Source organism: Mycolicibacterium palauense (assembly GCF_002592005.1).
Taxonomy (GTDB): domain Bacteria; phylum Actinomycetota; class Actinomycetes; order Mycobacteriales; family Mycobacteriaceae; genus Mycobacterium; species Mycobacterium palauense.
Genome location: NZ_NVQF01000034.1, coordinates 1 through 22635, shown reverse-complemented (window position 1 = coordinate 22635; position 22635 = coordinate 1). Strand labels below are relative to the sequence as shown.

Here is a 22635-nt window from a genome sequence, read left to right as displayed (position 1 = left end):
ATGGGCCGGGGGTGTTCTTCTGTCGTGTTCGCGGCCGCCGGGCGCCCGGGTTCTCTTTCGACCACGGCATCGATGTGCCCACCGATAGCATCGACTTCGGCACGGGCCGACGGCGGTTCCAGCCGGCGATGGCGAAGGAGCAGCGAGATGAGCTTGACGGAGTATCAGCCCGGGACCACCTTCCCGGGCCGGATGGGCCGGACCGTCGGTGAATCCGATCCCGCGTGGCCGGCACCGCTGCGCGCCGAGCGGGGTGCGCCCAACGTGTTGTTCATCGTGCTCGACGACACCGGCTACGGTCAGTTCGGTTGCTACGGCTCGCCGATCAACACCCCCAACCTCGACCGGCTGGCCGCCAACGGCCTGCTCTACACCAACATGCACACCACCGCGCTGTGTTCGCCCACCCGGTCCTGCGTGCTGACGGGGCGCAATCACCACTCCAACGCGATGTCGTGCATCACCGAGGGCTCCACCGGCTACCCGGGGTCCAACGGTGCCATTCCGTTCGAGAACGGGTTCCTCTCGGAGATGCTGCTGCAGCACGGCTACGCCACGTACTGCATCGGCAAGTGGCACCTGACCCCGTCCGAGCAGGTCAGTGCCGCAGGCCCGTACGACCGCTGGCCGCTGGGCCGCGGCTTCGAGCGCTACTACGGCTTCCTCGGTGGCGACACCCACCAGTACTATCCCGACCTGGTCTTCGACAACCACCAGGTCGACGCGCCCAAGACTCCCGAGGAGGGGTATCACCTGTCGGAGGATCTCGCCGACAGGGCCATCGAGTTCGTCGCCGACCTCAAGCAGGTCGCCCCCGACAAGCCGTTCTTCCTGTACTTCGCCACCGGTGCCAACCACGCTCCCCACCAGGTGGCCAAGCAGTGGTCGGACAAGTACCGCGGCCGGTTCGACGACGGCTGGGACGCCTACCGGGAGAGGGTGTTCGCGCGCCAGAAGGAACTGGGCATCCTGCCCGCCGACGCCGAACTGTCCAGCCACGACCCCGACGTGGCCAGATGGGACGAGCTGTCGGCCGACGAACGCAGGCTGTATGCGCGGATGATGGAGGTCTTCGCCGGGTTCTTCGAGTTCACCGACCACCAGATCGGGCGGGTGCTCGACTACCTGGAGAACATCGGTCAGCTGGACAACACCCTGATCATGGTGATCTCCGACAACGGGGCCAGCGCCGAGGGTGGGCCGCACGGTTCGGTCAACGAGAACAAGTTCTTCAACAACGTTCCCGACGACCTGCAGCAGAACCTCGCCGCCCTGGACGATCTCGGCGGCCCGAAGTACTTCAACCATTACTCGTGGGGCTGGACCTTCGCCGGCAACACCCCGTTCCGGCGCTGGAAGCGGGAGACCTACCGCGGTGGGGTGGCCGACGGTTTCCTGGTGCACTGGCCGGCCGGGATCGAGGCCAAGGGCGAGGTGCGCCACCAGTACGCGCACGCCATCGACATGGTGCCGACCGTCCTGGAGGCTCTGAATCTGGCGCCGCCCAACGAGGTTCGAGGAGTCACCCAGTCGCCGATCGAAGGCGTCAGCATGGCGCACACCTTCGACGCCGCCGACGCGCCGACCAAACACCACACCCAGTACTTCGAGATGTTCGCCCACCGCTCGCTCTACCACGACGGATGGCGTGCGGTCTGCCCGTTCCCCGGTCCTTCGTTCGCCGAGGCCGGAGTCGGTTTCGGCATGCTGGAACTGACCGACGAGAAGTTGCGGGAGATCGATGCGACGTCGTGGGAGCTCTATCACGTCGACGTGGACCCGGCCGAGACCCACAACCTGGCCGACCGGGAACGGCCGCGTCTGATCGAGATGATCGCCATGTGGTACACCGAGGCCGGCAAGTACAACGTACTGCCGCTGGACAGTCGCGGCACCATGCGCTTCGCGGACGAACGGCCGCAGATCAGCGCCCAGCGCGACGAATTCGTGTATTTCCCCGGCACCCAGGTGGTTCCCGAGAACGTGGCGGCCAAGGTGCTCAATCGCGCGCACACGATCACCGTCGACGCCGAGATCTGCGACGGCGACGAGGGAGTGCTGTTCTGCCACGGCAGCGGTGTCGGCGGCTACGCCCTGTTCGTCGAGGGCGGCAAGCTGCACTACGTCCACAACTACGTGGGCATCAAGGAGCTCCACGTGGTCTCCGGCGAGCCGATCGGCCCGGGCCGGCATACGCTGCGGTACCGGTTCACGCCGACCGGCGCTCCGGATGTGAGGCACGGCAAGGGAACTCCCGGACACGCCAGTCTGTTCGTCGACGACACCCTGGTGGGCGAGGCCGACTTCGACGTCACGATCCCGCTGGCCGTGGGAATCGGCGGCGGCATGACGGTGGGACGCAACCCCGGCTCGGCCATCTCGGAGCGGTACGCGCCGCCGTACCGGTATACCGGGGCGATCCACACCGTCAGGGTCGCCCTGGGCGATCCGGAACACGAGGATCCCGACGAGACCAGGAAGGCCGAGGCCCGCGTGGCCATGGCCCGTCAGTAGTCGCCCGACGGTAGTACGCTGCTGGTGGAATCGGGTACGCGAACGAGGAGGGAAGGTGCCCTCACCGCGCCTCCAGCACGCCGCGGCCGGGCTCGCCGCCGCGGCCGCGATCGCGTTCGCGCCACCGGCTGCGGCGGACCCGATGGACCCGATCCCGGGCAACGGGTTCTTCCTCGTCGGACCCGGCATCGCGCCGGGCCTCTACCGCACCGGCGGCACCGCGTCGGCCTTCGGAGTGTGGATCAACGACGTGCCGACGCAGGATTCGATGTGCCTGTGGTTCACCTACAGCACGCCCGACGGGAACAAGGACAACGTGGTCGCCACGAACATCTCCCTCGGTCCGATGTACGCGAACATCAACTCCACCGTCAGGGCCTTCGAGTCGCGGAACTGTCAACCCTGGACCCGGGTCACCTGAACGCCGAGCGCAATCAGTCGTCGGCCTCCGGCCCACGCCGGATGCGCCGGCGGATCACCGCCAGGGCCGCGAACACCAACAGAATCGTCGCTCCCAGGTGCAGCCATCGTTGCCCCGTGCCGCCGGGTTCGGCCGTCTTCAGGTCGTCCATGCCGCCGAGCAACTCCAGCAGCTGTTCCAGGGTGGGCCCCTGGTTGACCTCGCCGCCGACGGCGTCGGCGGATTCGAGTATCCCGGAGCGGACGTCCGATCTCTCCGAGCAGTCCAGATCGTCGACGTTGTCCACCACGTGCACCGACGGGGGCAGGCCGACCCGCTGGTACTCGTCCTCCGGGACGAGAAGCAGACCTTCCAGCAGCATCGGATTGTCATCGAGTTTGTCGATCACCACGGTGTGCGCCCCGGACTCGGCGGTGACCACCCCGAGGTCCTGGTATGCGTAGCGTAGGTTCACCGGAATGAGCTTGTCGGGGATGAGCTTCTCAAGCTGGGGGACCGACAGGGCAGACACCGGTGTGGGTGTGCGGTTGGGGTCGTACACGATCTGCTTGCCGAACACCTGGAGCGCGTCGGGCGGTGAGCGGAGCTCCATTCCGCTCTGCAGCCCAAGGGATTTCGATGTCACCTCCAGATCGTTGGCGGTGGCAGCGGCGCGCATCAGGACGCGGTATCGGCCGGCGTCGGGTACCCGCACGGGTACCTTGACCTGGGTTGCCCTGGGCAGTCCGGTGAAGGAACCCATCAGGGTGCCGAAGATGCCGGGCGTGACGATCTCGGTTCGGTTGAACTTGGTGAAGGAGAACATCAAGAACAGCCGGAACATCGGCGAGAGGTAGTAGGCCGAGGTGACCACGTCGGAGTTGAACGCGTTGCCGTTGGTGGTCGGTGCGAAGAAGCTCCCCGGATGGTCGACCGACCAGATGTCCAGTGCGGCCTCCCGCGGGTCCGTCGTGATGAGGTTGATCGGCTCTCCGGATGCGCTGCCCCCGAAATCCGAGATGTACTGAAAGTCATAACAGCGGCTCAGATCCAGACGGTCGAAAACGGTGTTCAGGAAGCCGTTCCAGGACGTGTCGAACAGCAGCACCGGCCGGTCCGGGGGCGCCGGGTCCTCCAGTCTGTACAGCACGAAGCTGTCGTTCTCGTAGAGCTGCCTCGCGTGCTGGGGGACCGCCTCGATGCCGTCCCTGAGGTAGGTCTCGATGTCGGGGAGGTACTCGGCGCCGACGCCACGGTTGTTCTCGATCTGCTTGTTCAGCACGATGTATTCCAGGCCCATGTCGCGGGCGATGTCCACCCACCAGTCCTGCTTGTAGTACAGGGCGCGCAACAGCAGGAAGAACTCGAACTTGTTCTTCTTGTCCCCGGTGAGGCCGTAGTAGAAGCTCGGCTGGTCCAGATAGTAGATGTAGAACTTGTCGATGAACTTGTGGGGCACCCCATCCGGGCCGACGACCAGTTTGGCGGTCTCGGTGGGCGGCAACACCACGGTCTTGCCCTTCGGCAGTGTGACCAGTTCGTTCTTCAGGTCCTTCAGATCGTCCAGCGGGTAGGCCGACAGGAAATCGTCGAAATCACCGGTCGCGTACGCCGAGCGGTAGCTCTCGTTGGACAGCAACGGCGCGAAGAGACCGAGGCTCAGCGCAATCGTCAGGGCCACCGGCACCGCCGCCGCCGTGCTCCCGGCCGGACGTGGGCGCTTCCGGTCGTGGCCGCGCCGACGGCCCGGAGCGCCGCGCAGATGCTCCGTCCTCCGGCCGAGTGCACCCAGCGCCCAGGCGAGGGACAGGGCCAGCAGCAGCGGTGCCAGCATGAACAGGATCAGCTGAAAGCGGTGGGGAAATCGCAGAACCTGTACGACCGTCGAGGCAATCGCGAGGGTGGCGTCGCCCGCGGTCGAATTGAGCTCCGCGACCGAACGCGTCAGCGCCGCCACGGAACGGTGGAAGGTGGGAAACCAGGTCGGGTCGCCGTAACCCACGGTGGCCCAGACCGCGAACGCCACGTTCACATAGATCACGCCGAAGAGTTGGCGCTGTGGCCGGGAGGTGAGCAACGTACGGCGCACCCGTGGAACTGCGATGGGGACGAGGATCAGGACGGTGTAGACGATATTCGAGACCCGGGGGACCTTGGCGAGGTAGTCGCCGAAGTTGATCTTGTCCATGATCCCGGCGAGATCCCAGGACAGGATGTGCAACAGCGACACCGACGCGTCGCGGATGAAGTAGTAGTCGCCCGGCACCGTTTCGGAGAGGTCGCTTACCCCCCGCAGGGCAACGAACTTCACGAACAGGGCGTAGGGCACGAGGGCGAAGATCACCAGTGTGGCCAGTGCCCAACCGCACTTCACGGTCGTCGTGCCGTTCATCCGCACCAGTGCCGCACGCACCCTGCCGGTGCGCCCCGCCGATGCGAGGGCCGCACTCAGCCGGGCCCACCGCATCCGCACCGGCATCCGAAACCGCCGCCAGAGTCCGCCCGGCCCGCCGGAGCGGATGAACTTGGCCACCTCGCCGAGGACGAGCGTCACCACCGCCAAGCCCAGGAACAGGGCGAACAGGACCAGGTAGTGCACCGCCGGGTTGAACAGGGTCACCAGGCACGCGGCGATCATCCGGCGGCCCCACCTCTGCTGGCGGAACAGCAACGCGTCGAGCATCAGGAAGGCGCTGATCGTCATGAGGCACAGGCCCAGCACCAACGTGTAGAAGTGGGTGATCTTGGCGTAGATCATGATCATGTAGATCAGGGCGGTGGGTGCGGCGGTGGCCAGGTAGACCGTCGTCGCGGGCAGGGCGGGGAAGCTGCGCCGTATGAACCACGACGTGGTGACATAGGCGGCGCTGACGATGGTGGGGAGCACGAGCAGCACGGCGAAAGGCAGCACCATGTAGTGCCGCAACCACGTGGTGAGAAACGAGTACCTGACCCGGAACTCGTATCCGTTGGTCAGTTCGTTGAACTGGCCCTGGGCCTGCTCGAGCAGCTGGCTGCTGGGATTGAAGAACGGAACGAGTTCGTCGCCGACGAGCACGCGTTTGCCGGAGATGACGTCGGGTATCGCGAGGGCCACATCGCGGAAGACCACGAAGCTCGCGACGAAATACAGTGCGCAGACCACCACCGCGACACGCTGGTGCGCGAATTGGTCTGCGGTGAAAAGGGATCGGTGTCGGCCCGCGGTACCGGGGGGCTCGTCGCGCGCACGCCGCGTCCAGGGGGAACCAGTGCCCTCGGACGGCTCGGCGGCGGTGGTCACGCGCCGGGAAGCTCCCACGTTCGTGCCGGGGACGCGACCCAGGAGCGCACGGCCGCGAACCCGGCAGCGGCTTCACGCCGCTTGGCGGCCACCACGGCCGCCATCCGGTCCCGTTCTGAACCCGGGTCGTCGGAGGCTCCCAGGATGGCCGTCGCCAGTGCGGCCGGGTCCAGATCGGCGGACACATCGAAGGATCGCTTCTCGACCCCGAGTTGGGTCGCGAGCTCGCGCACCTTGACGTCGTAGGGCAGCGCGACGACGGGGCATCCGAGCACAACCGACAGGATGATGGCGTGCAGTCGCTCGCTGACGACGACGTCGCAGCCGGCGATGATGGCGGCGACCTGCCGATGATCGGTGGGCGCGTGAATATGCACAGGTGCGTCCAGGCGTCCGAGCACCTCCTTCAACACCTCGAGGTCGGTTCCGCTCTTGTAGCCGCACTGCATGGGGAGAGCGTGGAATTCGACGCGGTGCGTGTCGGCCACGTCGTCCAGCGCGGTGACGAGCAGATCGAGGAACCGGCCCCACTGGTCGGCCGCATCGACGTCCTTGTTCAGGTTCAGCGCGATCCGCAGCGGACGATCCTGCGCGCGCCCCCGGGGATCGGTGCGGCCGCGAAGGGATTCAGGATCGCGTGCCCAGACGGCGTCCGGGACGAGTCGCAGTTTGTGCCCGACACAGCCGACCGAGACGGCGAAGCGAAACGACCCCTCGTCCCGCACCGAGATGAGCCAGACGAGTCGCAGGATGGCCCGAACCAACACCCTGCCCGGGACGGAGGTCACGGGCCCGATTCCGACGTTGGCCATCAGGACGGGCTTGGCCATCAGCCGGGCCAGCAGCACGACTGCGAGGACCATCGTCAGAGTCGAGTACCTCCACCTGCCCACCGAGCGGTAGAGCTCCTTGAGGATGTTCCCGCCACCGAAGACGACGACATCGCAGCGCCACAGGCTGCGGAGCAGTCCGAGGCGATCCGACCCAGTGTCGAACACCGTCACGTCGAAGCGGCCTGCCAGTTGCGCGGTGGTCGCGGCCGGATCATAGGAGTTGACCGCGTAGGTGTGGTCGGCACCGAGCTCGGTGAGGAAGGTTTCGAGCAACAGCTCGTCGCCGACGTTGGCCTGCCCGTGGGTTCCCAGGAACAGGACACTGCGCCGTGGGCGCCGTGTCGAGCCGAAGTCGGTACCGGGGAACCGGGCCGCCTGGTGCGTGCTGCCTGTGGTGGCGGTCATCTCATCGATCTCCGTGCTCGTCGGCGCTCTCCGCTGGCCGGGAGATCCGCCGGTCGGTCCGATTGTCGCAGAGGTGGGCCGCGCCCACCAGCACCGCGGTTGCGGCCATGGCGACGACCTGGGCCACCACCATGGACATGGGGGTGGTGCCGAACGTGAGCAGCAGAAGCGTCTGCAGCACAGCGCCCAGCAGCAGGGCCGACGGCGCCAGCCGGCGGCCGATGGCGAGGTCGAGGCTGGCGACCAGGTTGGCCACGGCGAACAGTGCGGTGGCCACCGCGTAGGGAACCAGCACCTCGGCGGCCTCCCCGTAGCCGTGCCCCAGCAGCAGCGGAGCGAGTCGCCCACCCAGGAGCGCAAGCCCGGCCACGCCGGCCACGCAGGTGGTCACCACCATGGCCAGGGCACGGATCAACGCCCGGCGCCGCTCCTCGGTGCTCTCGGCCCGCGCGACGACGGGAAACGTGCTGTGGACGACGGCCCAGGACAGGAAATACAGTCCGCGCCCGATGACCGCGGCCCCCGCGTAGGTGCCCGCCGCCTGCGGGTCCATCACCGCCTTGGCCAGGATGACGTCCCCGTTGGCGATCACGACCTGCCCGACGAGCAGGATGGTTGCGGCCACCGACACCGCGGCCAGTCCCGGGGGTTTGGCCGCGGTGGGGGAGGGCGTGGGTTGCGCATCCGCGGCGGTGGTCGCGCTCCGGTGACGAGCCGCGAGCGCAGAGGCCACGAACGACAGCGAGATTGCCACCGCAGCCCCGATCACCCCGAGGCCGAGCGCGAGCATGATCAGCGCGATCCCGACCCTGGCCGCCGCCTCGACACCGTAGGTGACCGCCAGCCGTCCCAGCCGGAGGTCGCCCTGCAGCGCGCCGCGCAGGACGGCCTGCGCCAGGTACACGGGAAGTCCCAGCCCGATCACGGCGAACAGTACGGGGGTGGACGTGTTGAAGGTGTGGGCGAGCGACGACGACCCCAGCACCAGCCCGATTCCGATGGCCCCGCCGACACCCCAGGCCCAGCGCATCAGTCTGCGGCGTGCCTCGATCCCTGCGGGGTCGTCGATCGCGCCGGTGCGGGCCGACAGGAGTTGCAGCGTGGCCGCGGCCGCGGCGGCGGCCAGCACCATGTTCACCGCGAGGTTGGCGTCGCCGAACTCCACGGGCGTGAGGAAACGGGCGAGCAGCAGGTTCAGCAGGTAGTTGGCCGCGCTGACCCCGAGCATCGTCACGCTGAGGATCAGCGCACCGCTCAGTTGCCGGCGGGCGAAGCCGGCATTCTCCGCGGGTGCCCGTGTGCGGGCCGAGCCGGCCGCGGCCGGTGCTTCCGTGATCACCACGCCAACCATGCTCGGGGTCGGTCCTCAAGCGCATCCGCTGTGCCGTCTCAAGAAATCGTCAAGGTCGGTCCGTGGCTCGGGCCGGGCCGGGCCGCCGTGTGCCGGAGCGGGGCCGGACGACCGGATCATGGTCGGAATCTCCTCGCTGTGAACGGTATTCGCGGGTGTGAGGTTCGGGGTCCGCGAACCCCCGAGCGGGCTTGCCGCAACCTTGCCGATCACTTGATGTTTCACCGGAAGTCTTCTTGAAGGGCCGTCCCTACGTTTCGGTGCAGGACGAAAGGACCACTCGGATGACTTACTCGGACTTCCAGACTTGGCGCGACACGAAGCTGACGGGCACCCCCGACGTATCGGTGGTGATCCCGGCGTTCGACGAGAACGACCGGATCGTGCCGACCATCGGTGCGATCTCGGCCCACCTGTGTTCCTCCGGGCTCGCCTGGGAACTGATCGTCTCCGACGACGGCAGCGTCGACGGCACGGCCGATCTGGTCAGGTCGCTTCGCCTTGCCAACGTCACCGTCCTGCAACCGGGGATCAACCGCGGCAAGGGCGCAGCCGTTCGCGACGGCGTGATCGCGGCGCGGGGACGGTACATCCTGTTCAGCGACGCCGACATGTCGACGCCGATCGAGGAGTTCGACAGGCTGCTTCGGGCCATCGACGAGAAGATCGAGGGTGTCGGCGTCGCGGTGGCCTCCAGGGCGGCGGCCGGGGCCGAGGAGCGCGGCCGGGGCCGCCTGCGCAGCTTCATCAGCGCGGCACTGCGCGGGGGCGTCCGGAAGGTCACGGGAGTGCGGATCAAGGACACGCAGTGCGGCTTCAAGCTGTTCACGCGCGAAACGGCGCAGGCCCTGTTCCGCGCGTCCCGCGTCGACGGCTTCTCGTTCGATCTCGAGATCCTCTGGCTGGCCCAGCGCTGGGGCATCGGAATCGAGGAGATCCCGGTCCGCTGGATCGAGGCCCCGGGCTCCAAGGTCAGCCCGGGCCGGGAGTCGCTTCGCTTCCTGCGCGACGTCGCCGCATTGCGGTATCGAGACCTCTGCGGCCGCTACGCCGGCGCGATGCCCGCCGCGGTCGCGTCCTAGGAGCCGTCGACATGTCCACATCACCCCGAATGTCGAATCGAACCGACCCCGGGGCCCGCCCCACATCGAGAGCAGACGAGCGATGAGCGTCACCGACCAGATCAATCCCGTCACGCCGGGTCCGGACGGACTGCGGGTGTCCCTCGTCACCGCCTATCCGCCGAGTCGGACGACGCTGAACGAGTACGGCTATCACCTCGCCCGCCACCTCGCGGCCAAACCTGAAGTGCGCGAGCTGATCATCCTCCATGATGATCTGGAAGAAGGCGCGGAGGAGTCTCTTGTCGACCTGCCCGACGGCGCCAGGGCGGTGCCGGCCTGGCGATACGGTTCCCTGTGGAATCCGGTACGGATCGCCAGGGCCGTGCGGGCGTGCAAACCCGATGTGGTGCTGGTGAATGCCCATTTCACCAGCTTCGGGTCCGGCAAGGCGGCCGCGGCGCTGGGGCTCATGGTGCCCGCGCTCCTGCGCGCCGGCGGAACGCCGACGGTGGTCCTGTTGCACAACCTGGTCGACACCGTCGACCTCCAGGAGGCCGGGTACTCGTCGAACCGGGTGCTCACCTGGGTGCTGTCCTTCCTCGGTGGTCTGGTGACCAGGATGGTTCTCGCGGCGAACAAGGTGTGCGTCACGATGCCCCAGTACGTGGATGTGCTGTCCGACAGGTACGGCGCGCGAAACGTCTACCTCGCCCCGCACGGGAGCTTCGAGCAGCCGGACCCCGTCGTGCGGGAGCCCGCTGGGATGCCGTCTCTGCTCGCCTTCGGCAAGTGGGGTACCTACAAGAGGCTCGAGGTCCTCCTCGATGCCCACGCCATCCTGCGTTCCCAGGGGGTCGACGTCGAGGTCGTTGTCGCCGGTACCGACAGCCACAATGCGGTGGGGTATCTCGAGGGCATCGAAGAGAAGTATCGCGGCGTGCCGGGAATCAGCTTCACCGGATACGTGGCCGAGGAGGACGTACCCGGCGTGTTCGGCGCGGCAGACGTCGCGGTCTTCCCCTACACGAGCACGACGGGCTCTTCGGGCGTCCTGCACCAGGCCGGCTCATACGGATGCCCGGTGGTGCTGCCCGCTATCGATGACCTGGCCGAGTGCGTGCGCGAGGAGGGCTTCAAGGCCGTCACCTTCGATGCGGGCGACCCGGGCGACCTCGCCCGGGCTCTGCGTGCGATGCTCGCCGATCCCGTCGGCATGGCCGCGATGGGGGAGGCGAATCGCGCTGCGGCGTGCGGCATTCCACTTGCCGACATCGCCGACTGGCATCTGGTCCATCTGCAGGAGATCTGCGGCCGGGGCTGATCGGCCGGATATGCCGAGCGTGGTGCCGACGGTGTCGGGACCACGCTACGGCGGTCTTCGCATGTCCCGCTGCCACGTTCGGCGTGCCCGAGGTCGGGTCATCGGCCGATCGCGTAGCGAACTCGCCCGCCTTGCCGGCCTCTCGCCCGGCCGGCGCCGCATCCGCGCGGGCGACCTGTCGGGAGCACGGATTTCTTGAGCAGATCCTGAAGAATGTCCCCTTCTTGCCTTGCATCTGGCGCCCTACCTTCAGAACTGGCCGAACACCGGCCCTCCACAGAACCGGACGAACCGGACACAACCAGCAGAAGGTGTAACACGATGACAGCATCGACGGCAGTCGCCCAGCGCCCCGCCGCATCCGCACCGAGGACGATTCGCACGATCGACCTGCCCCAGCGCTTCGACGTGCACGAGGTCGCGGAGTTCCATTCGGCGATCGACCGTGCGGTCGCGCCGGGAACCGACGTGGTGGTCGACGCATCCCAGGTTCGGTACCTGGATCGAAGCGGCATGGATGCGCTGATCCAGGCACGGTTGCGGTGCATCGACCACGGCGGCGATCTCACTCTCGCCGGTCCCAGCGTGGCGGCCCGGGTCATCCTCGAACTGTCCGGACACTATGAGGCGCTGAACCCCGCCGACGCGGTGTCCGGGCGGCGGCCCACCGCGGTGCGGGCGGCATGAGCGCCACAATCCTGCGGTCGCGGCCCGTCCTCGATCCGGTCGAGGCGATGAGACTCAGGGACAACTTCGAGCTGGCCGTCGGCAACGACGGCACCGTGATAGTCGATCTCACCGGAGTGCAGGACCTCTCCGGCGCAGGATTGGCCGCCGTCACCAGCATCGTCGCGCGGGGCAGCCGGACCGGTATCCCGATCCGGGTGCTGCTGCCCCCGGAGGACTCGGATGCCGCCCGCATCATCGGCCGGGCCGATTTGTGGCGCTTCCTGCGTCCGGGAGGTGTGTGGAACCCCCTGCCTCCGCTGACCGTATCCAGCCACTCCGGTGATGACTCCCGAAGCGCGCGGCCGGGGCGGCTGCGCGCCGTGCAGAGGGCGTTCCGCGGCGGCGGAGACCGGGCCCTGGTCCCGGCATGAGCACAAGGAAGAGGTGGACCCGACATGGACGCTGATGCTCTCGCCGCTTTCCGCAACACCCGTCGTCTCCGCCGGACAGCCTGGGGCTGCAAGGATCCCGCCTATCAACGGCGGACGCCGGCACCCCGGAAGGTCAGCACCCGCTGACCCGGTCGGTCCGGCCTCTCCACGGGGGTGGCGGCTTCAGCGGCACGTGTGCACAAACAGCGCGATCGTCGCTTCGGGCCGATGGATTTGCCCCTCCCGGAGCGGCGATGAGTGCACACTGGGGTCTGTGCGCGTGCTGATCGTCGAAGATTCTTCAGAGGTCGTCGAGACGCTGCGGCCCGTGCTGCTCCAGGACGGCCACGAGGTGGCGGTGGCCGACAACGGGCGAGCCGGGCTGGATCTCGTTTCCTCCTTCCGGCCGGAGGTTGTCCTGCTCGACGTGGTGCTGCCGGAGATCGACGGGCTGGAGGTCTGCAGGCGGGTGCGGGGATCGTCGGACGCTCACATCATCATGCTCACCTCGAAGGATCACGAGGTGGACCGCGTCGTCGGGTTGTCGATCGGCGCCGACGACTACGTCACCAAGCCCTTCTATCCGAGAGAGGTGTCGGCGCGCATCAATGCCGTGGGCAGAAGAGCGCGTGCCCCGATGGCCGATTCCGCCTCGCGCGAGCGGGTGTTCGGAGACCTGCAGATCGATCCTGACGCCCGCAGGGTCACGGTGGCCGGCGAGGAGGTGGTGCTCACGAAGACGGAGTTCGACCTGCTCGACACGATCACCGCACGTCCGAAGGTCGTGCACACCCGGGAGATGTTGAGGGAAGGCGTCTGGGGCTCCGATTGGTTCGGCGACGATCACGTCGTCGACGTGCACATCGGTAACTTGCGCAAGAAGATCGACAAGGCCGGTGGGAGCAGCCGTATCGCGACGGTGCGGGGAGTCGGCTTCCGGCTCGCCGGTGGCTGATGGCCGGCCGGCCTCAACTGGCCTCCAGGCCGTCGGCGCCGACCTTGAGATGCAGCTCGATCACCGGATCCGAGGTGTTCGACCGTTCGTGAATCAGGCCGAGCACCCGCTGGTTGACTTCATCGGCCGCGCCGGCGTGCAGCGGACCGGACGGGGTGTCGACATCCAGGATCAGCAGTTTGCCCGAGCGGGCGGCGGCTTGGTGCCAGCCGTTCTCGTGTGCCGAGACGACGTCGGCCAGCGGCATTTGATGCCGGGAACCCGGGGCCCGCGCCGGCCGGGGATCCGCACCGTCCGACGCGTCGGCGACCACGTCCATGACGGACTGCATGTCGGTGACGACCCTGCGCAACTCCTCGATCTGCTCTGCGCTGATCGGCCTTTCCTCCGACAGTGACTCCGCCAGGAAATACAGCGCCGTCAACGAGGTCCGCAGTTCGTGGCTGATCTCCGAGAGACAGCGCTGTCGTCCGGTCACGGCCTCGGAGGCGGTGCGCCGTGCCGCTTCCAGTTCGGAGGTTCGCAGCGCGAGCTTCTCCTCGAGCTGTTGGCGGAGCTCCCATCGATCCGAAGCGACACGCTCGGCGATGTTCTCCGCCTGAAGCCGCGCCGACTTCTCGCGGGCGAGGCGGCGCTGAAGGCGCTCGATGGCCGCAGCGCTATCATCGGGCTCGCTCAACCCGCGGCCCTGATGCGAATGGTGCAGCGGGAATCTCCCCGTTGCCTGCACCTGGTCTGATCCACGACCACGGTCTCAGCGTAATGATCAGCGACCCCCAGAACCAACCCCTCGGCGAGCATGCACATGTTGCGCACCGACAGATAGTCCAGCTCGAGATCGTCGCCGTTGTCGCGCAACACGAATCGAGGCACCGAGGCTCCGGGGTAGAGCTTGAGCACCTGGGGATGGATTACCTCGTTGACCTTCGGCAGGAACTCGCGCAGCGAGGTCGGCGCCTCGGGAAACCCGGTGTAGCGCGACATCAGCGGTCCGAACGTGAGCCGCCCGAGCGTGCGCTGGACGTCGTCGACCGAGCAACCCAGCCGGTCGGCTGCGGCACGAGCCACCGCGACGAGTTCGGAGTCCGGGTAGTTTCCCAGAGCCGTGTACGCACCATCCAGACCGCAGGTGTCCAGCAGGTCATCCCACATCTCCTCGCCCCACCGACGCGACACCGCTTCCTCGACCGCATTGAGCAACACACCCTTCACCGGGCTCCTCCTTGGTCGACGAGTTGGCCCAGCCTCGCCTGCAATCGGTGCACCGAGGCGTTGATCAGGTCCTCGAGCTGCGCCTCCGACAGGCGGGAGACGGGGTCGGCCGACTCCTCGATGGTCCTGAGGTGCTCGGCCAGTGCCGAAGCGCCGAGCATCGCGCTCGGCGAACGGATGGCGTGAGCGCTGCGCCGCACGGCGTCAGCGTCGCGTTGCGCGGCCACTCGACGCAACTCGGCCAGGCGGCGTGGCATCTCGGAGACGAAGGCAGCAACCACCTTCTGCAACGGATCGGCTCCGAGTTCCTCGAGCAGTCGGTCGACACGCGCGTCGTCGAGGATGTGTGGCGCTGTCGTCTCCGGGCCGCCGCCAGCGGCGTGGGCCGTTGCGGCGACGCTGCCGGCCCGACCCGCTCCGACGAAGCGGCCGATCTCCGCGGCGAGTTTCGACAGGTGCAACGGCTTGCCGAGGAAGCCGTCCATACCGGCTCTTTCGCACGCGTCGCGGTTGGAGCCCACCGCCGAGGCCGTGAGCGCCAGCACGGGTATGTGGCCGCCCGTGCCGCGTTCCCTGGCCCGGATTCGGCGGGTCGCCTCGTATCCGTCCATACGCGGCATGTTGCAGTCCATCAGCACCGCATCGATTCCCCCCGATTCGAGGCGCTCCAAGGCTTCGGCCCCGTCGGCGGCGACCTCGCAGTGGTATCCGAGTTTTGTCAGCTGCGCCTCGACCAACAGGCGATTTGTCGGGTTGTCGTCCACGACGAGAATCGTCTTGGCGGAATCCGTTTGGGCGGGACCGGTCTCCGGTACCGGGGCCGGCTCGAGTGGTTCGGACTCCGGCAGCGGGACGGTGAAGTGGAACGTCGAGCCGTGGCCCTCGAGGCTGGCGACTTCGAGCCTGCCACCGCCCATGGCCTTGACGAGGCGGTCCGAGATCGCCAGTCCCAGACCGCTTCCGCGCTCGGCGTCGGAGCCCCGCACTTGCGCGAAGGGCTGCATGATCCGATCGATTTCCTCGGCGGGAATTCCCGGGCCGGTGTCGGTCACCGCGAACCGGACCAGATCGGCGCTCGTCTCGGTGGCCGCTGGGGAGACCTCGACGTCGATGCGGCCCTCGCGGGTGAACTTCTTGGCGTTGGTGACGAGGTTGCGCAGCACCTGGTGCAACGTGTCGGCATCCCCGATTCGCCAATCCGAGATGGTCGGGTCCACCGAGTAGTCGAGCTTCAGGCCCTTGGCCTCGGCCTTCAGTCTCGACATCTGGATGACCTCGTCGACCATCTTTCGGAGCCGGAAAGGTTCGGCCGCCAGCTTGGTCCTGCCGGCATCCAGGCGGGACAGATCCAGGAGATCGGCGATGAGGCGCGCCAGCCGTTCGGCCTCCGTCCGGACGCGGCGGGACCACTCCGCGGCCTCGTTGCGGCCCTCGGAGGAAAGCTGACTCTCCAGAAGCTCGGCAAAGCCGAGAATGGCATGGATCGGGGAGCGGATCTCGTGGCTGACCGTCGCGACGTAGTCGGATTTCTCCCCGGCCAGCCCGATGGCGAAGTCGAGCGCCCGTTGCAGCTCCAGCTCGACTTCCACCTGCGTGTCGATGATCCGCAGGGCGACGATGACGCCGTCGACGTTGCCCTCGACATCGGTGTAGGGCTTTCCGTGGCCTTCGACCCAGCGGTAGTCGCCGGAGGCGGTCGCGACACGAAACCGTTCCACGGCGGGTTTCCCCTGCGCGTTCTTGGCCAGCGCGGCGAATACGCCGTCCAGATCGTCCGGGTGTATGCGGGGGACGAAATCGACGCCGATCCACTGCTGCGCGGGCCAGCCGAAGGCGGCCTCGGCGGACGGCGAAATCCACACCGGCTCGCGGCCGCGCAGGTGGACGACGACGTCGACGGCGTTGTCGGCGAGTAGGCGGTACCGTTGGACCGCCTCGGCGCGGGCGTGCTCGGCCTCCGCGCGCTGGTGCTCGGCCTCGGCGCGTTTGCTGGTCTGTACCAGCTGGTCCGTCACCAGTTTCTGGACACGACGGCTGATGACGAAGAAGGGCATCCCGAGGATGAGTGTGGCCAGGGCGACCGAGAGCACCCACACCGCGTCGCCGCGCAGGCCGAAGGCCAGCAGCAGCAGCCGCCAGATCGCCACCCAGATCGGGACGAGGATGAAGGTGACGACCAACCGCACCAGCATCCGGCGGTCGGGTCGGGCCACCAGCCAGGCCACCGGTTGACGGTCGGGCCGGGTGGCGACCGTTGCGTCGGTGAGAAACACGATTGCCACCGCCGTCGCCGCGTTCATGCCGACGGACAGCGACCCGCTCAGCATCTCGGCCGCGTCGAAAAGGTAGGTCACCAGCGCCAGCAGCGGCAGGATCGGCGCGGTGATCGTACTGAGCGGCCAGGCGATGTCGGCCCATCTCCGGTTCAGCCGCAATACAGCCACCGCCAGCGAGAGCGCCAGGATGGACAACGCCGCCTGGACGCTGGGACGGCCGGGCCAGGTGTTCTGCAGGAGGAACACCGCCGCCAAGGCGCCGACGGACAGGGCCAGTGCCCGCCCGATCCACACCCGGGTGCCGGACGACCGCCCGGCCTGCAGCAGAATGGCTATGCCGAGACCGGCCATCAGGGCGGCGCTCCACGGCATCATGCGCGGCCAGTCGGGATGCACCTGCGTCAGCGGCCTGAGACCGGTCGTCCAACCCAGGACATCGGCCGCGGCGATGGCAAGCACCAGCGCCACGGCACCGCGAATCCACCAAACCAATGACACGTTGGCGTCGGTCCCCGCCACCCCAATCACCTCTCAGCGAGTGGAGCGTACTCGGCATTCGTCGAGTCGTTGGCGCATTTGCCGAGCAAATCGAGGTGGGTGGGTGTGCTACCGCGACGACGTCGCCGAACGGCTACCGGCGCCGGTGTTGCCGCTCGGCCGGTGACCGCCTGCCGCGGTTGCCCGCGCGCCCCGGCCCGGGCCGGGCGGCGCCGCCGTGCGACCGGCGCGGATGGCGTTGAGGATGACCAGCACCTCGGCCAGTTCGTGGATGAACACCACGGTCGCCAGGCCGAGAACGCCGAGGGCCGCCAGCGGGACCAGCGCGGCGATCAGGGCCAGCGACAGCGTGATGTTCTGCACCATGATGCGGCGGGCGCGACGGGCGTGGGCGAACAGGTGCGGCAGATGCCGGAGGTCCTCACCCATCAGCGCGACATCGGCGGTCTCGATCGCCACGTCGGTACCCATCGCACCCATCGCGATCCCGACATCGGCGGTAGCCAGCGCGGGAGCGTCGTTGACCCCGTCGCCGACCATCGCGACGGGCCGCCCACCGGAGAGCCCGGCCAGTAGCCGGGCCTTGTCCTCGGGCAGCAGTTCGGCCCGCACGGTGGTGATGCCGGCCCGCGCGGCCAGGGCTTCGGCGGTGCGGCGGTTGTCGCCGGTGAGCATCGCCGTGTCCAGGCCCAGCCGGTGCAGGAGGCGTACCGCCTCGGCGGCCTCGGGGCGCAGTTCGTCGCGCACGGCCACCGCGGCCAGCACCGTGCCGCCGCGTTCGACGAGCACCACGGTGGCCCCGTCGGACTGCAGCCGCGCGACGTCGTCGGCGAACGGCCCGGCGGGGATCCAGCCGGGCTTGCCGAGGCGGACCGTGACCTCCCCGATGTGCCCGGCGAGCCCGTGGCCGGTGATCGCGACGATGTCGTCGGCGGGCACGGGATCCTCGCCGGACTCCCCGCCGGCCGCCGTCAGGATCGCCCGAGCCAACGGATGCTCGCTGCGGGTCTCCAGGGCCGCGGCGATCCGCAGTGCCTGATCCGCGGTGACCCCGGGACCGGTCACCGTCTCGATCACCGCGGGGCTGTTCCCGGTCAGGGTGCCCGTCTTGTCGAGTGCCACGACGCCGATGCGACCCAGCTCCTCCAGGGCTGCGCCACCTTTGACCAGGGCTCCTTGTCGGCTCGCGGCGCCGATCGCGGCCACCACCGTCAGCGGCACCGCGATCGCCAGCGCGCACGGCGAGGCGGCCACCAGCACCACCAGCGCGCGCTGCGACCACAGCACCGCGTCGCCGAGCAGCGCGCCGACGCCGGCCACGACGGCCGCCAGGACCATGATCGCCGGCACCAGCGGCCGCGCGATGCGATCCGCGAGCCGCTGGCCGGCCCCCTTGCGCTCCTGCGCCTCCTCGACGATGTGCACGATGCGGGCCAGTGAGCTGTCGGCGGTGGCGGCGGCGACGGTGACCTCGATCGCGCTGCCGGCGTTGATGGCCCCCGCGTGCACGGCATCGCCGGGGCCGGCCTCCACCGGAACGGACTCGCCGGTGATGGCCGACAGATCCAGGCTGGTGCGCCCCGCGGCGATGACACCGTCGGTGGCGGCGCGTTCACCGGGGCGCACGACCAACACATCCCCGATGACGAGTTGGTCGGGAGCGACGGCGATTTCCCGCCCGCTGCGGAGCACCGACGCGGTCGGGGGCACGAGCGAGAGCAGCGCCCGCAAACCGCGGCGGGTGCGGTTCACCGCGTAGTCTTCGAGGCCCTCGGCGATGGAGAACAGGGCCGCCAGCAGCGCGGCCTCGGCGATCTGACCGAGCGCGACCGCGCCGATGGCGGCGATCGTCATCAGGGTGCCCACGCCGATTCGGCCGTGCGCCAGATTCCGCAGTGTTCCGGGCACGAACGTCGCGGCACCGGCGAGCACGGCGGCCAGCTCCGCCGCCAACGCCACCGCGGGCAGGCCGGCGTGGCCCACCGCCCAACCGGTGAGCAGCAGCGCCGCCGCGAGCGCGGCCAGTTGCAGCTGCCGCACCTGCCACAGCTTCTCCGGCCCCGCCTCGACGTCGCGCCCGGTGCCGCAGCAGTCGTCAGACACGGTCAGCCCCGGTCGCGGGGGACGCGGGGGACACGAACGGAGCGGTGACCGCTTCGGTCAGTGCGCGTCCGCGCTCGCTGAGCCGGTAGATGACCAGCCGGCCGCGGCGGTGCGAGGTCACCATCCCGGCGGTCTTGAGTTGGCGCAGGTGATGGGAGACGAGGTTCTGCGCCTGGCCCACCACCCAGGCCATGTCGCAGACGCACATCTCGTCGGAGTGCAGCAGGGCCGTGGCGATCGTCAAGCGGGTCGGGTCGCCCAGGGCGCGCGCGCCGGCGGCGGCCGCCGCCATCGTGCCGGTGGGGGGCAGCGCCGCACGGATCCGTTCGGCATGGGGCAGATCGAGGCACAGCAGGTCGCAGGTGTCGGCGCTCGGCTCGCTCATATCAACATGCTAACGAGTGTTGATATGACGATGGTACGCCGATCGGAGAAGCCCGCGAGGGAGTCCGGGAACGGCCAAGCCCCCGCCACCGGAATCAGTGGCAGGGGCTCGGGCGGAAGTGTTTCGGGGTCAGGCGGTGCGTCGGATGCCGCGCTTGAGCAACAGCTCGCGCTCGGACTCGCTCAGGCCGCCCCAGATGCCGTAGGGCTCGCCCACGGCCAGCGCATGGGAACGACACTGGGCGATCACCGGGCAACGCCGGCACATCTCCTTGGCGCGCATCTCGCGCTGAGCGCGGGCCCTGCCGCGCTCGCCGTCGGGGTGGAAGAACATCGAAGAGTCGACGCCTCGGCAAAGTCCTTGCATCTGCCAGTCCCAGATGTCGGCGTTGGGACCGGGTAGCTGTTGCGGCTGTGGCATTTGGACGTTCCTTCCTGGATGCCTTCTCCCAGCACACGTTTGGGAATGCATGAGATCGGGAACCGATCCGAGTCCTGTCGCCGGTGACAACTCGTGCTCACAACGTAGAGTCGGGCAGGAAATGGCGTCAATAGCCGGGTTATGTGCGGAATGACATACCGAGGGCGACAAAATTTACGCCACGTTCATACTTAGATCCGTTTCGCAACTTGTGGAATGCTAATTCGGGGCGCGGGGATAACCCCGATTATGGATTTCCGCAGTTCGTCATCGGCTGCGAGCCCGCGATCATTTCTAGCGTTCAGTAGGCAGTTGATGTGCTCGTAACATGACGAAGACAAACTGTTAACTATCGCCGGGGACAGAATTCACCTGCCGGCCGTCCAGGAGCCCCACATTTCTCTCGCCACCCCTTCGCCGCAACCCCGGCTCACCGAGTCCGTGCTCGACTCCGCGGCCTTCGGCCCGGAACCGGGCCGGTGGCCGCTGCCGGCGGCGTGCACGCCACGGCAACGCTGGCTACGCGCGGTCGCCGCCGGTGCACAGGGCTACTACGCGATTGCCCACACCGAGTTGTCGACACTGCTCGGCGAGAACCCGGCGGCGCCGTGGGTGTCGCTGGCCCACAGCACCCGGGGGTCACTGCTGCGCCAGCTCGGCGGACACGCCGCGGCGCGCGGTCACGACGGCCGGGCGCTCGCCGAGGCCGAGGGCGAATCCGCCGAAGTCGAGGTCGCCCGGGCCGACGCGCTCATCGGCCTGGCCGCCGACGCGCTGGGGCTCGGCCGGTTGGCACTCTCGGCGGCCTTGCTGGACCGGGCCGAGCGCGCGCTCACCGCGGCAGGCGGGGAGACGACACGCCCGGAGATCAGACTGCACTGGGTCCGGGCGGAACTGGCGATGGCGGCCGGCGCGGGGGAGCCGGCGATCGAACACGCCCGCCGGGCCGCCGAAGTCGCCGGAACCTGGTCCTCGGTGCGTCACCGGGTCAAGAGCGAGGTGGTGACCGCGGCCGCCCTGTGTTGCGCGGGGCGCACCGGTGAGGCGCGTCGGCTGGCCGACGGGTTGCTGGGCGAGACGGCCGACCGCGGTTTACTCCCGTTGCGCTGGGCGGTGGCCAGCCTGCTCGACGGCATCGGCAGCGCGACATATCCCGCCGATGAGATGACGGCGATCCGGGACGAGGCCGCCGCAGCGATTTCGCGACGCGGCGGGTGCTGGGCCGCGGGCTGAGCCGTGTGCGGCCGACCGGTCGCTATTGTCTTAGCTGTGCCACGCCGCCCGGAAGTGTCCGGCTCGTAACGTTGGAGATACCGCCGTCGATGACAATTCCAGGAGAACGTCTCGACGCCGTCGTTGCTGACGCAGTCGCCGGCGACAGGGATGCGCTCCGGGAAGTGCTGGAGACAATCCGCCCGATCGTGGTCCGTTATTGCCGGGCCCGCATCGGGACCGCGGAGCGTAGTGGTCTCTCGGCTGATGACGTGGCACAGGAGGTTTGCTTGGCCGCCATGATGGCGCTGCCGCGCTACCGCGATCAGGGACGACCGTTCCTGGCTTTCGTGTACGGAATCGCCGCTCACAAGGTTGCCGATGCGCACCGGTCCGCGGCGCGCAACCGCGCCGAACCCACCGACTCCGTGCCCGAGCAGTCCTCGAACACGGCCGGGCCCGAGCAGCTGGCGATCAACGCCGACTCCGCGGCACGGATGGACGCACTGCTGCGCGTGCTGCCCGAGAAGCAGCGCGAGATTCTGATCCTTCGGGTGGTGGTCGGGATGTCCGCCGAGGAGACCGCCGAGGCGGTCGGCAGCACCGCCGGCGCGGTGCGGGTGGCGCAGCACCGGGCACTGGCCCGCCTCAAGAGCGAGATCACGGCGACGGGATACGACCGTGGCTGATTTCACCAGGGGAGCGGGTTCGGGCGGCGGCGAGTCGCTGGACGCCATCGCCGCCACCGACCGTCTGCTCGACGCGCTGGCCGACCAGCGCCATGTGCGGCCGGCCGACCCCGACGACGCCGAACTGTTCGCGATGCTGGAGGGCTGGCGCGACGGTATCCGCACGCCGTCGTCGTCCGGTCTGGTCAGCGAGCAGGAGGCCATCGGCGCCCTGCAGGACGGCCTGGCCGCCCGGCCGGGCCAGCACCGGCCACGCCGCAGCCTCGCCGTGGTCGCCTCCCTTGCCGCCGCGGTGCTGGGCATCGGCGGGTTCGGCGCGGTGGTCGCCGGCTCGGGCCCCGGAGACCCCCTCTACGGGATGCGCACGGCGATCTTCGGCGAGCAGGCCGCCGTCCGCGATGATCGCGTCGCCCTGGCCGCCAAGACGGAGATGGCCCAGGTTCAGCAGATGATCGAGCAGGGCGACTGGGAGCAGGCCCAGCAGAAGCTGCAGGCCGTCAGCACCCAGGTGCAGAGCGTCGACAACGTCGACACCAAGACGGATCTGATCCAGCAGTGGAACGAACTCAGCGTCAAGGTCGGCACCCGGGATCCGCAGGCCACCCTGCCACCCC

The 22635-nt window shown here is 68.6% G+C and carries 19 protein-coding genes; 10 read left to right on the top strand and 9 right to left on the bottom strand.

Annotation, left to right across the window (positions count from 1 at the left end; all coding sequences use genetic code 11):
- The first annotated feature begins 147 nt into the window (after positions 1–147).
- Both CSR00_RS15145 and CSR00_RS15140 read left to right on the top strand, forming a co-directional pair.
- Positions 148–2514, top strand: coding sequence for an arylsulfatase (locus CSR00_RS15145; RefSeq protein WP_099023240.1), 2367 nt, complete (start codon positions 148–150; stop codon positions 2512–2514).
- A 55-nt stretch (positions 2515–2569) separates the two neighbouring features.
- On the top strand, positions 2570–2935 hold the full coding sequence (locus tag CSR00_RS15140) for an Rv1352/Rv1906c domain-containing protein (RefSeq protein ID WP_099023239.1): 366 nt from the start codon (positions 2570–2572) through the stop codon (positions 2933–2935).
- Positions 2936–2948: 13 nt separating this feature from the next.
- Here the strand turns inward: CSR00_RS15140 and CSR00_RS15135 are convergent, their stop codons facing one another.
- From CSR00_RS15135 to CSR00_RS15125, 3 genes are all read right to left on the bottom strand, one after another.
- A complete protein-coding gene (locus CSR00_RS15135; protein WP_141564366.1) occupies positions 2949–6062 on the bottom strand; it encodes an FUSC family protein in 3114 nt (1037 codons plus the stop codon).
- A 131-nt stretch (positions 6063–6193) separates the two neighbouring features.
- Entirely contained in the window at positions 6194–7435 is a 1242-nt protein-coding gene (locus CSR00_RS15130) for a polysaccharide pyruvyl transferase family protein (RefSeq protein WP_099023237.1), read from the bottom strand.
- Position 7436: 1 nt separating this feature from the next.
- Positions 7437–8777 (bottom strand): oligosaccharide flippase family protein, encoded by a 1341-nt coding sequence (locus tag CSR00_RS15125; RefSeq protein ID WP_099023236.1) that lies wholly within the window; start codon positions 8775–8777, stop codon positions 7437–7439.
- Between the two features lie 293 nt (positions 8778–9070).
- Here CSR00_RS15125 and CSR00_RS15120 point away from each other — a divergent pair, with 293 nt between their 5' ends.
- From CSR00_RS15120 to CSR00_RS15100, 5 genes are all read left to right on the top strand, one after another.
- Complete coding sequence (locus CSR00_RS15120; RefSeq protein ID WP_099023235.1) at positions 9071–9868, top strand: dolichyl-phosphate beta-glucosyltransferase; 798 nt, start codon at positions 9071–9073, stop codon at positions 9866–9868.
- An 82-nt stretch (positions 9869–9950) separates the two neighbouring features.
- The gene (locus CSR00_RS15115; RefSeq protein ID WP_099023234.1) at positions 9951–11171 is read left to right on the top strand and encodes a glycosyltransferase; all 1221 of its coding nucleotides are present in this window, start codon (positions 9951–9953) and stop codon (positions 11169–11171) included.
- 321 nt (positions 11172–11492) lie between these two features.
- The gene (locus CSR00_RS15110) at positions 11493–11858 is read left to right on the top strand and encodes an STAS domain-containing protein (protein WP_176562073.1); all 366 of its coding nucleotides are present in this window, start codon (positions 11493–11495) and stop codon (positions 11856–11858) included.
- Positions 11855–12271 carry a hypothetical protein gene (locus tag CSR00_RS15105; protein ID WP_099023232.1) on the top strand — a complete coding sequence of 139 codons (417 nt, stop codon included), beginning with the start codon at positions 11855–11857 and terminating at the stop codon, positions 12269–12271. The genes CSR00_RS15110 and CSR00_RS15105 overlap by 4 nt, the downstream gene beginning before the upstream one ends.
- Positions 12272–12545: 274 nt before the next feature.
- A complete protein-coding gene (locus CSR00_RS15100; RefSeq protein ID WP_245906053.1) occupies positions 12546–13226 on the top strand; it encodes a response regulator transcription factor in 681 nt (226 codons plus the stop codon).
- A 13-nt stretch (positions 13227–13239) separates the two neighbouring features.
- Here the strand turns inward: CSR00_RS15100 and CSR00_RS15095 are convergent, their stop codons facing one another.
- The 6 genes from CSR00_RS15095 to CSR00_RS15070 form a co-directional block, all read right to left on the bottom strand.
- A complete protein-coding gene (locus CSR00_RS15095) occupies positions 13240–13905 on the bottom strand; it encodes a histidine kinase dimerization/phospho-acceptor domain-containing protein (protein WP_099023231.1) in 666 nt (221 codons plus the stop codon).
- Positions 13902–14438 carry a heme NO-binding domain-containing protein gene (locus CSR00_RS15090; RefSeq protein ID WP_176562072.1) on the bottom strand — a complete coding sequence of 179 codons (537 nt, stop codon included), beginning with the start codon at positions 14436–14438 and terminating at the stop codon, positions 13902–13904. The genes CSR00_RS15095 and CSR00_RS15090 overlap by 4 nt, the downstream gene beginning before the upstream one ends.
- A complete protein-coding gene (locus tag CSR00_RS15085) occupies positions 14435–17233 on the bottom strand; it encodes an ATP-binding protein (protein ID WP_099023229.1) in 2799 nt (932 codons plus the stop codon). The genes CSR00_RS15090 and CSR00_RS15085 overlap by 4 nt, the downstream gene beginning before the upstream one ends.
- Before the next feature lie 87 nt (positions 17234–17320).
- Positions 17321–19315: a heavy metal translocating P-type ATPase gene (locus CSR00_RS15080; RefSeq protein WP_099023228.1), complete on the bottom strand. Its 1995-nt coding sequence runs from the start codon at positions 19313–19315 to the stop codon at positions 17321–17323.
- Positions 19308–19700, bottom strand: a complete 393-nt coding sequence (locus CSR00_RS15075; protein ID WP_099023227.1) for an ArsR/SmtB family transcription factor — start codon at positions 19698–19700, stop codon at positions 19308–19310. The genes CSR00_RS15080 and CSR00_RS15075 overlap by 8 nt, the downstream gene beginning before the upstream one ends.
- Before the next feature lie 129 nt (positions 19701–19829).
- Positions 19830–20120, bottom strand: coding sequence for a WhiB family transcriptional regulator (locus CSR00_RS15070; RefSeq protein WP_099023226.1), 291 nt, complete (start codon positions 20118–20120; stop codon positions 19830–19832).
- A 441-nt stretch (positions 20121–20561) separates the two neighbouring features.
- Between CSR00_RS15070 and CSR00_RS15065 the strand changes: the two genes are divergently transcribed.
- The 3 genes from CSR00_RS15065 to CSR00_RS15055 form a co-directional block, all read left to right on the top strand.
- On the top strand, positions 20562–21353 hold the full coding sequence (locus CSR00_RS15065; protein WP_245906052.1) for a hypothetical protein: 792 nt from the start codon (positions 20562–20564) through the stop codon (positions 21351–21353).
- Positions 21354–21442: 89 nt separating this feature from the next.
- Positions 21443–22021 (top strand): sigma-70 family RNA polymerase sigma factor, encoded by a 579-nt coding sequence (locus CSR00_RS15060; RefSeq protein ID WP_099023224.1) that lies wholly within the window; start codon positions 21443–21445, stop codon positions 22019–22021.
- The coding region (locus CSR00_RS15055; RefSeq protein ID WP_245906050.1) for an anti-sigma-D factor RsdA at positions 22014–22635 on the top strand (622 nt) is incomplete at its 3' end. The genes CSR00_RS15060 and CSR00_RS15055, both read left to right, overlap by 8 nt.

Bases quoted from the DNA above. Each gene is read 5' to 3' on its own strand.
- CSR00_RS15120 (WP_099023235.1), top strand. From the start codon at position 9,071: ATGACTTACTCGGACTTCCAGACTTGGCGCGACACGAAGCTGACGGGC.
- CSR00_RS15145 (WP_099023240.1), top strand. From the start codon at position 148: ATGAGCTTGACGGAGTATCAGCCCGGGACCACCTTCCCGGGCCGGATG.
- CSR00_RS15060 (WP_099023224.1), top strand. From the start codon at position 21,443: ATGACAATTCCAGGAGAACGTCTCGACGCCGTCGTTGCTGACGCAGTC.
- CSR00_RS15115 (WP_099023234.1), top strand. From the start codon at position 9,951: ATGAGCGTCACCGACCAGATCAATCCCGTCACGCCGGGTCCGGACGGA.
- CSR00_RS15110 (WP_176562073.1), top strand. From the start codon at position 11,493: ATGACAGCATCGACGGCAGTCGCCCAGCGCCCCGCCGCATCCGCACCG.
- CSR00_RS15070 (WP_099023226.1), bottom strand. From the start codon at position 20,120: ATGCCACAGCCGCAACAGCTACCCGGTCCCAACGCCGACATCTGGGAC.
- CSR00_RS15105 (WP_099023232.1), top strand. From the start codon at position 11,855: ATGAGCGCCACAATCCTGCGGTCGCGGCCCGTCCTCGATCCGGTCGAG.
- CSR00_RS15130 (WP_099023237.1), bottom strand. From the start codon at position 7,435: ATGACCGCCACCACAGGCAGCACGCACCAGGCGGCCCGGTTCCCCGGT.
- CSR00_RS15075 (WP_099023227.1), bottom strand. From the start codon at position 19,700: ATGAGCGAGCCGAGCGCCGACACCTGCGACCTGCTGTGCCTCGATCTG.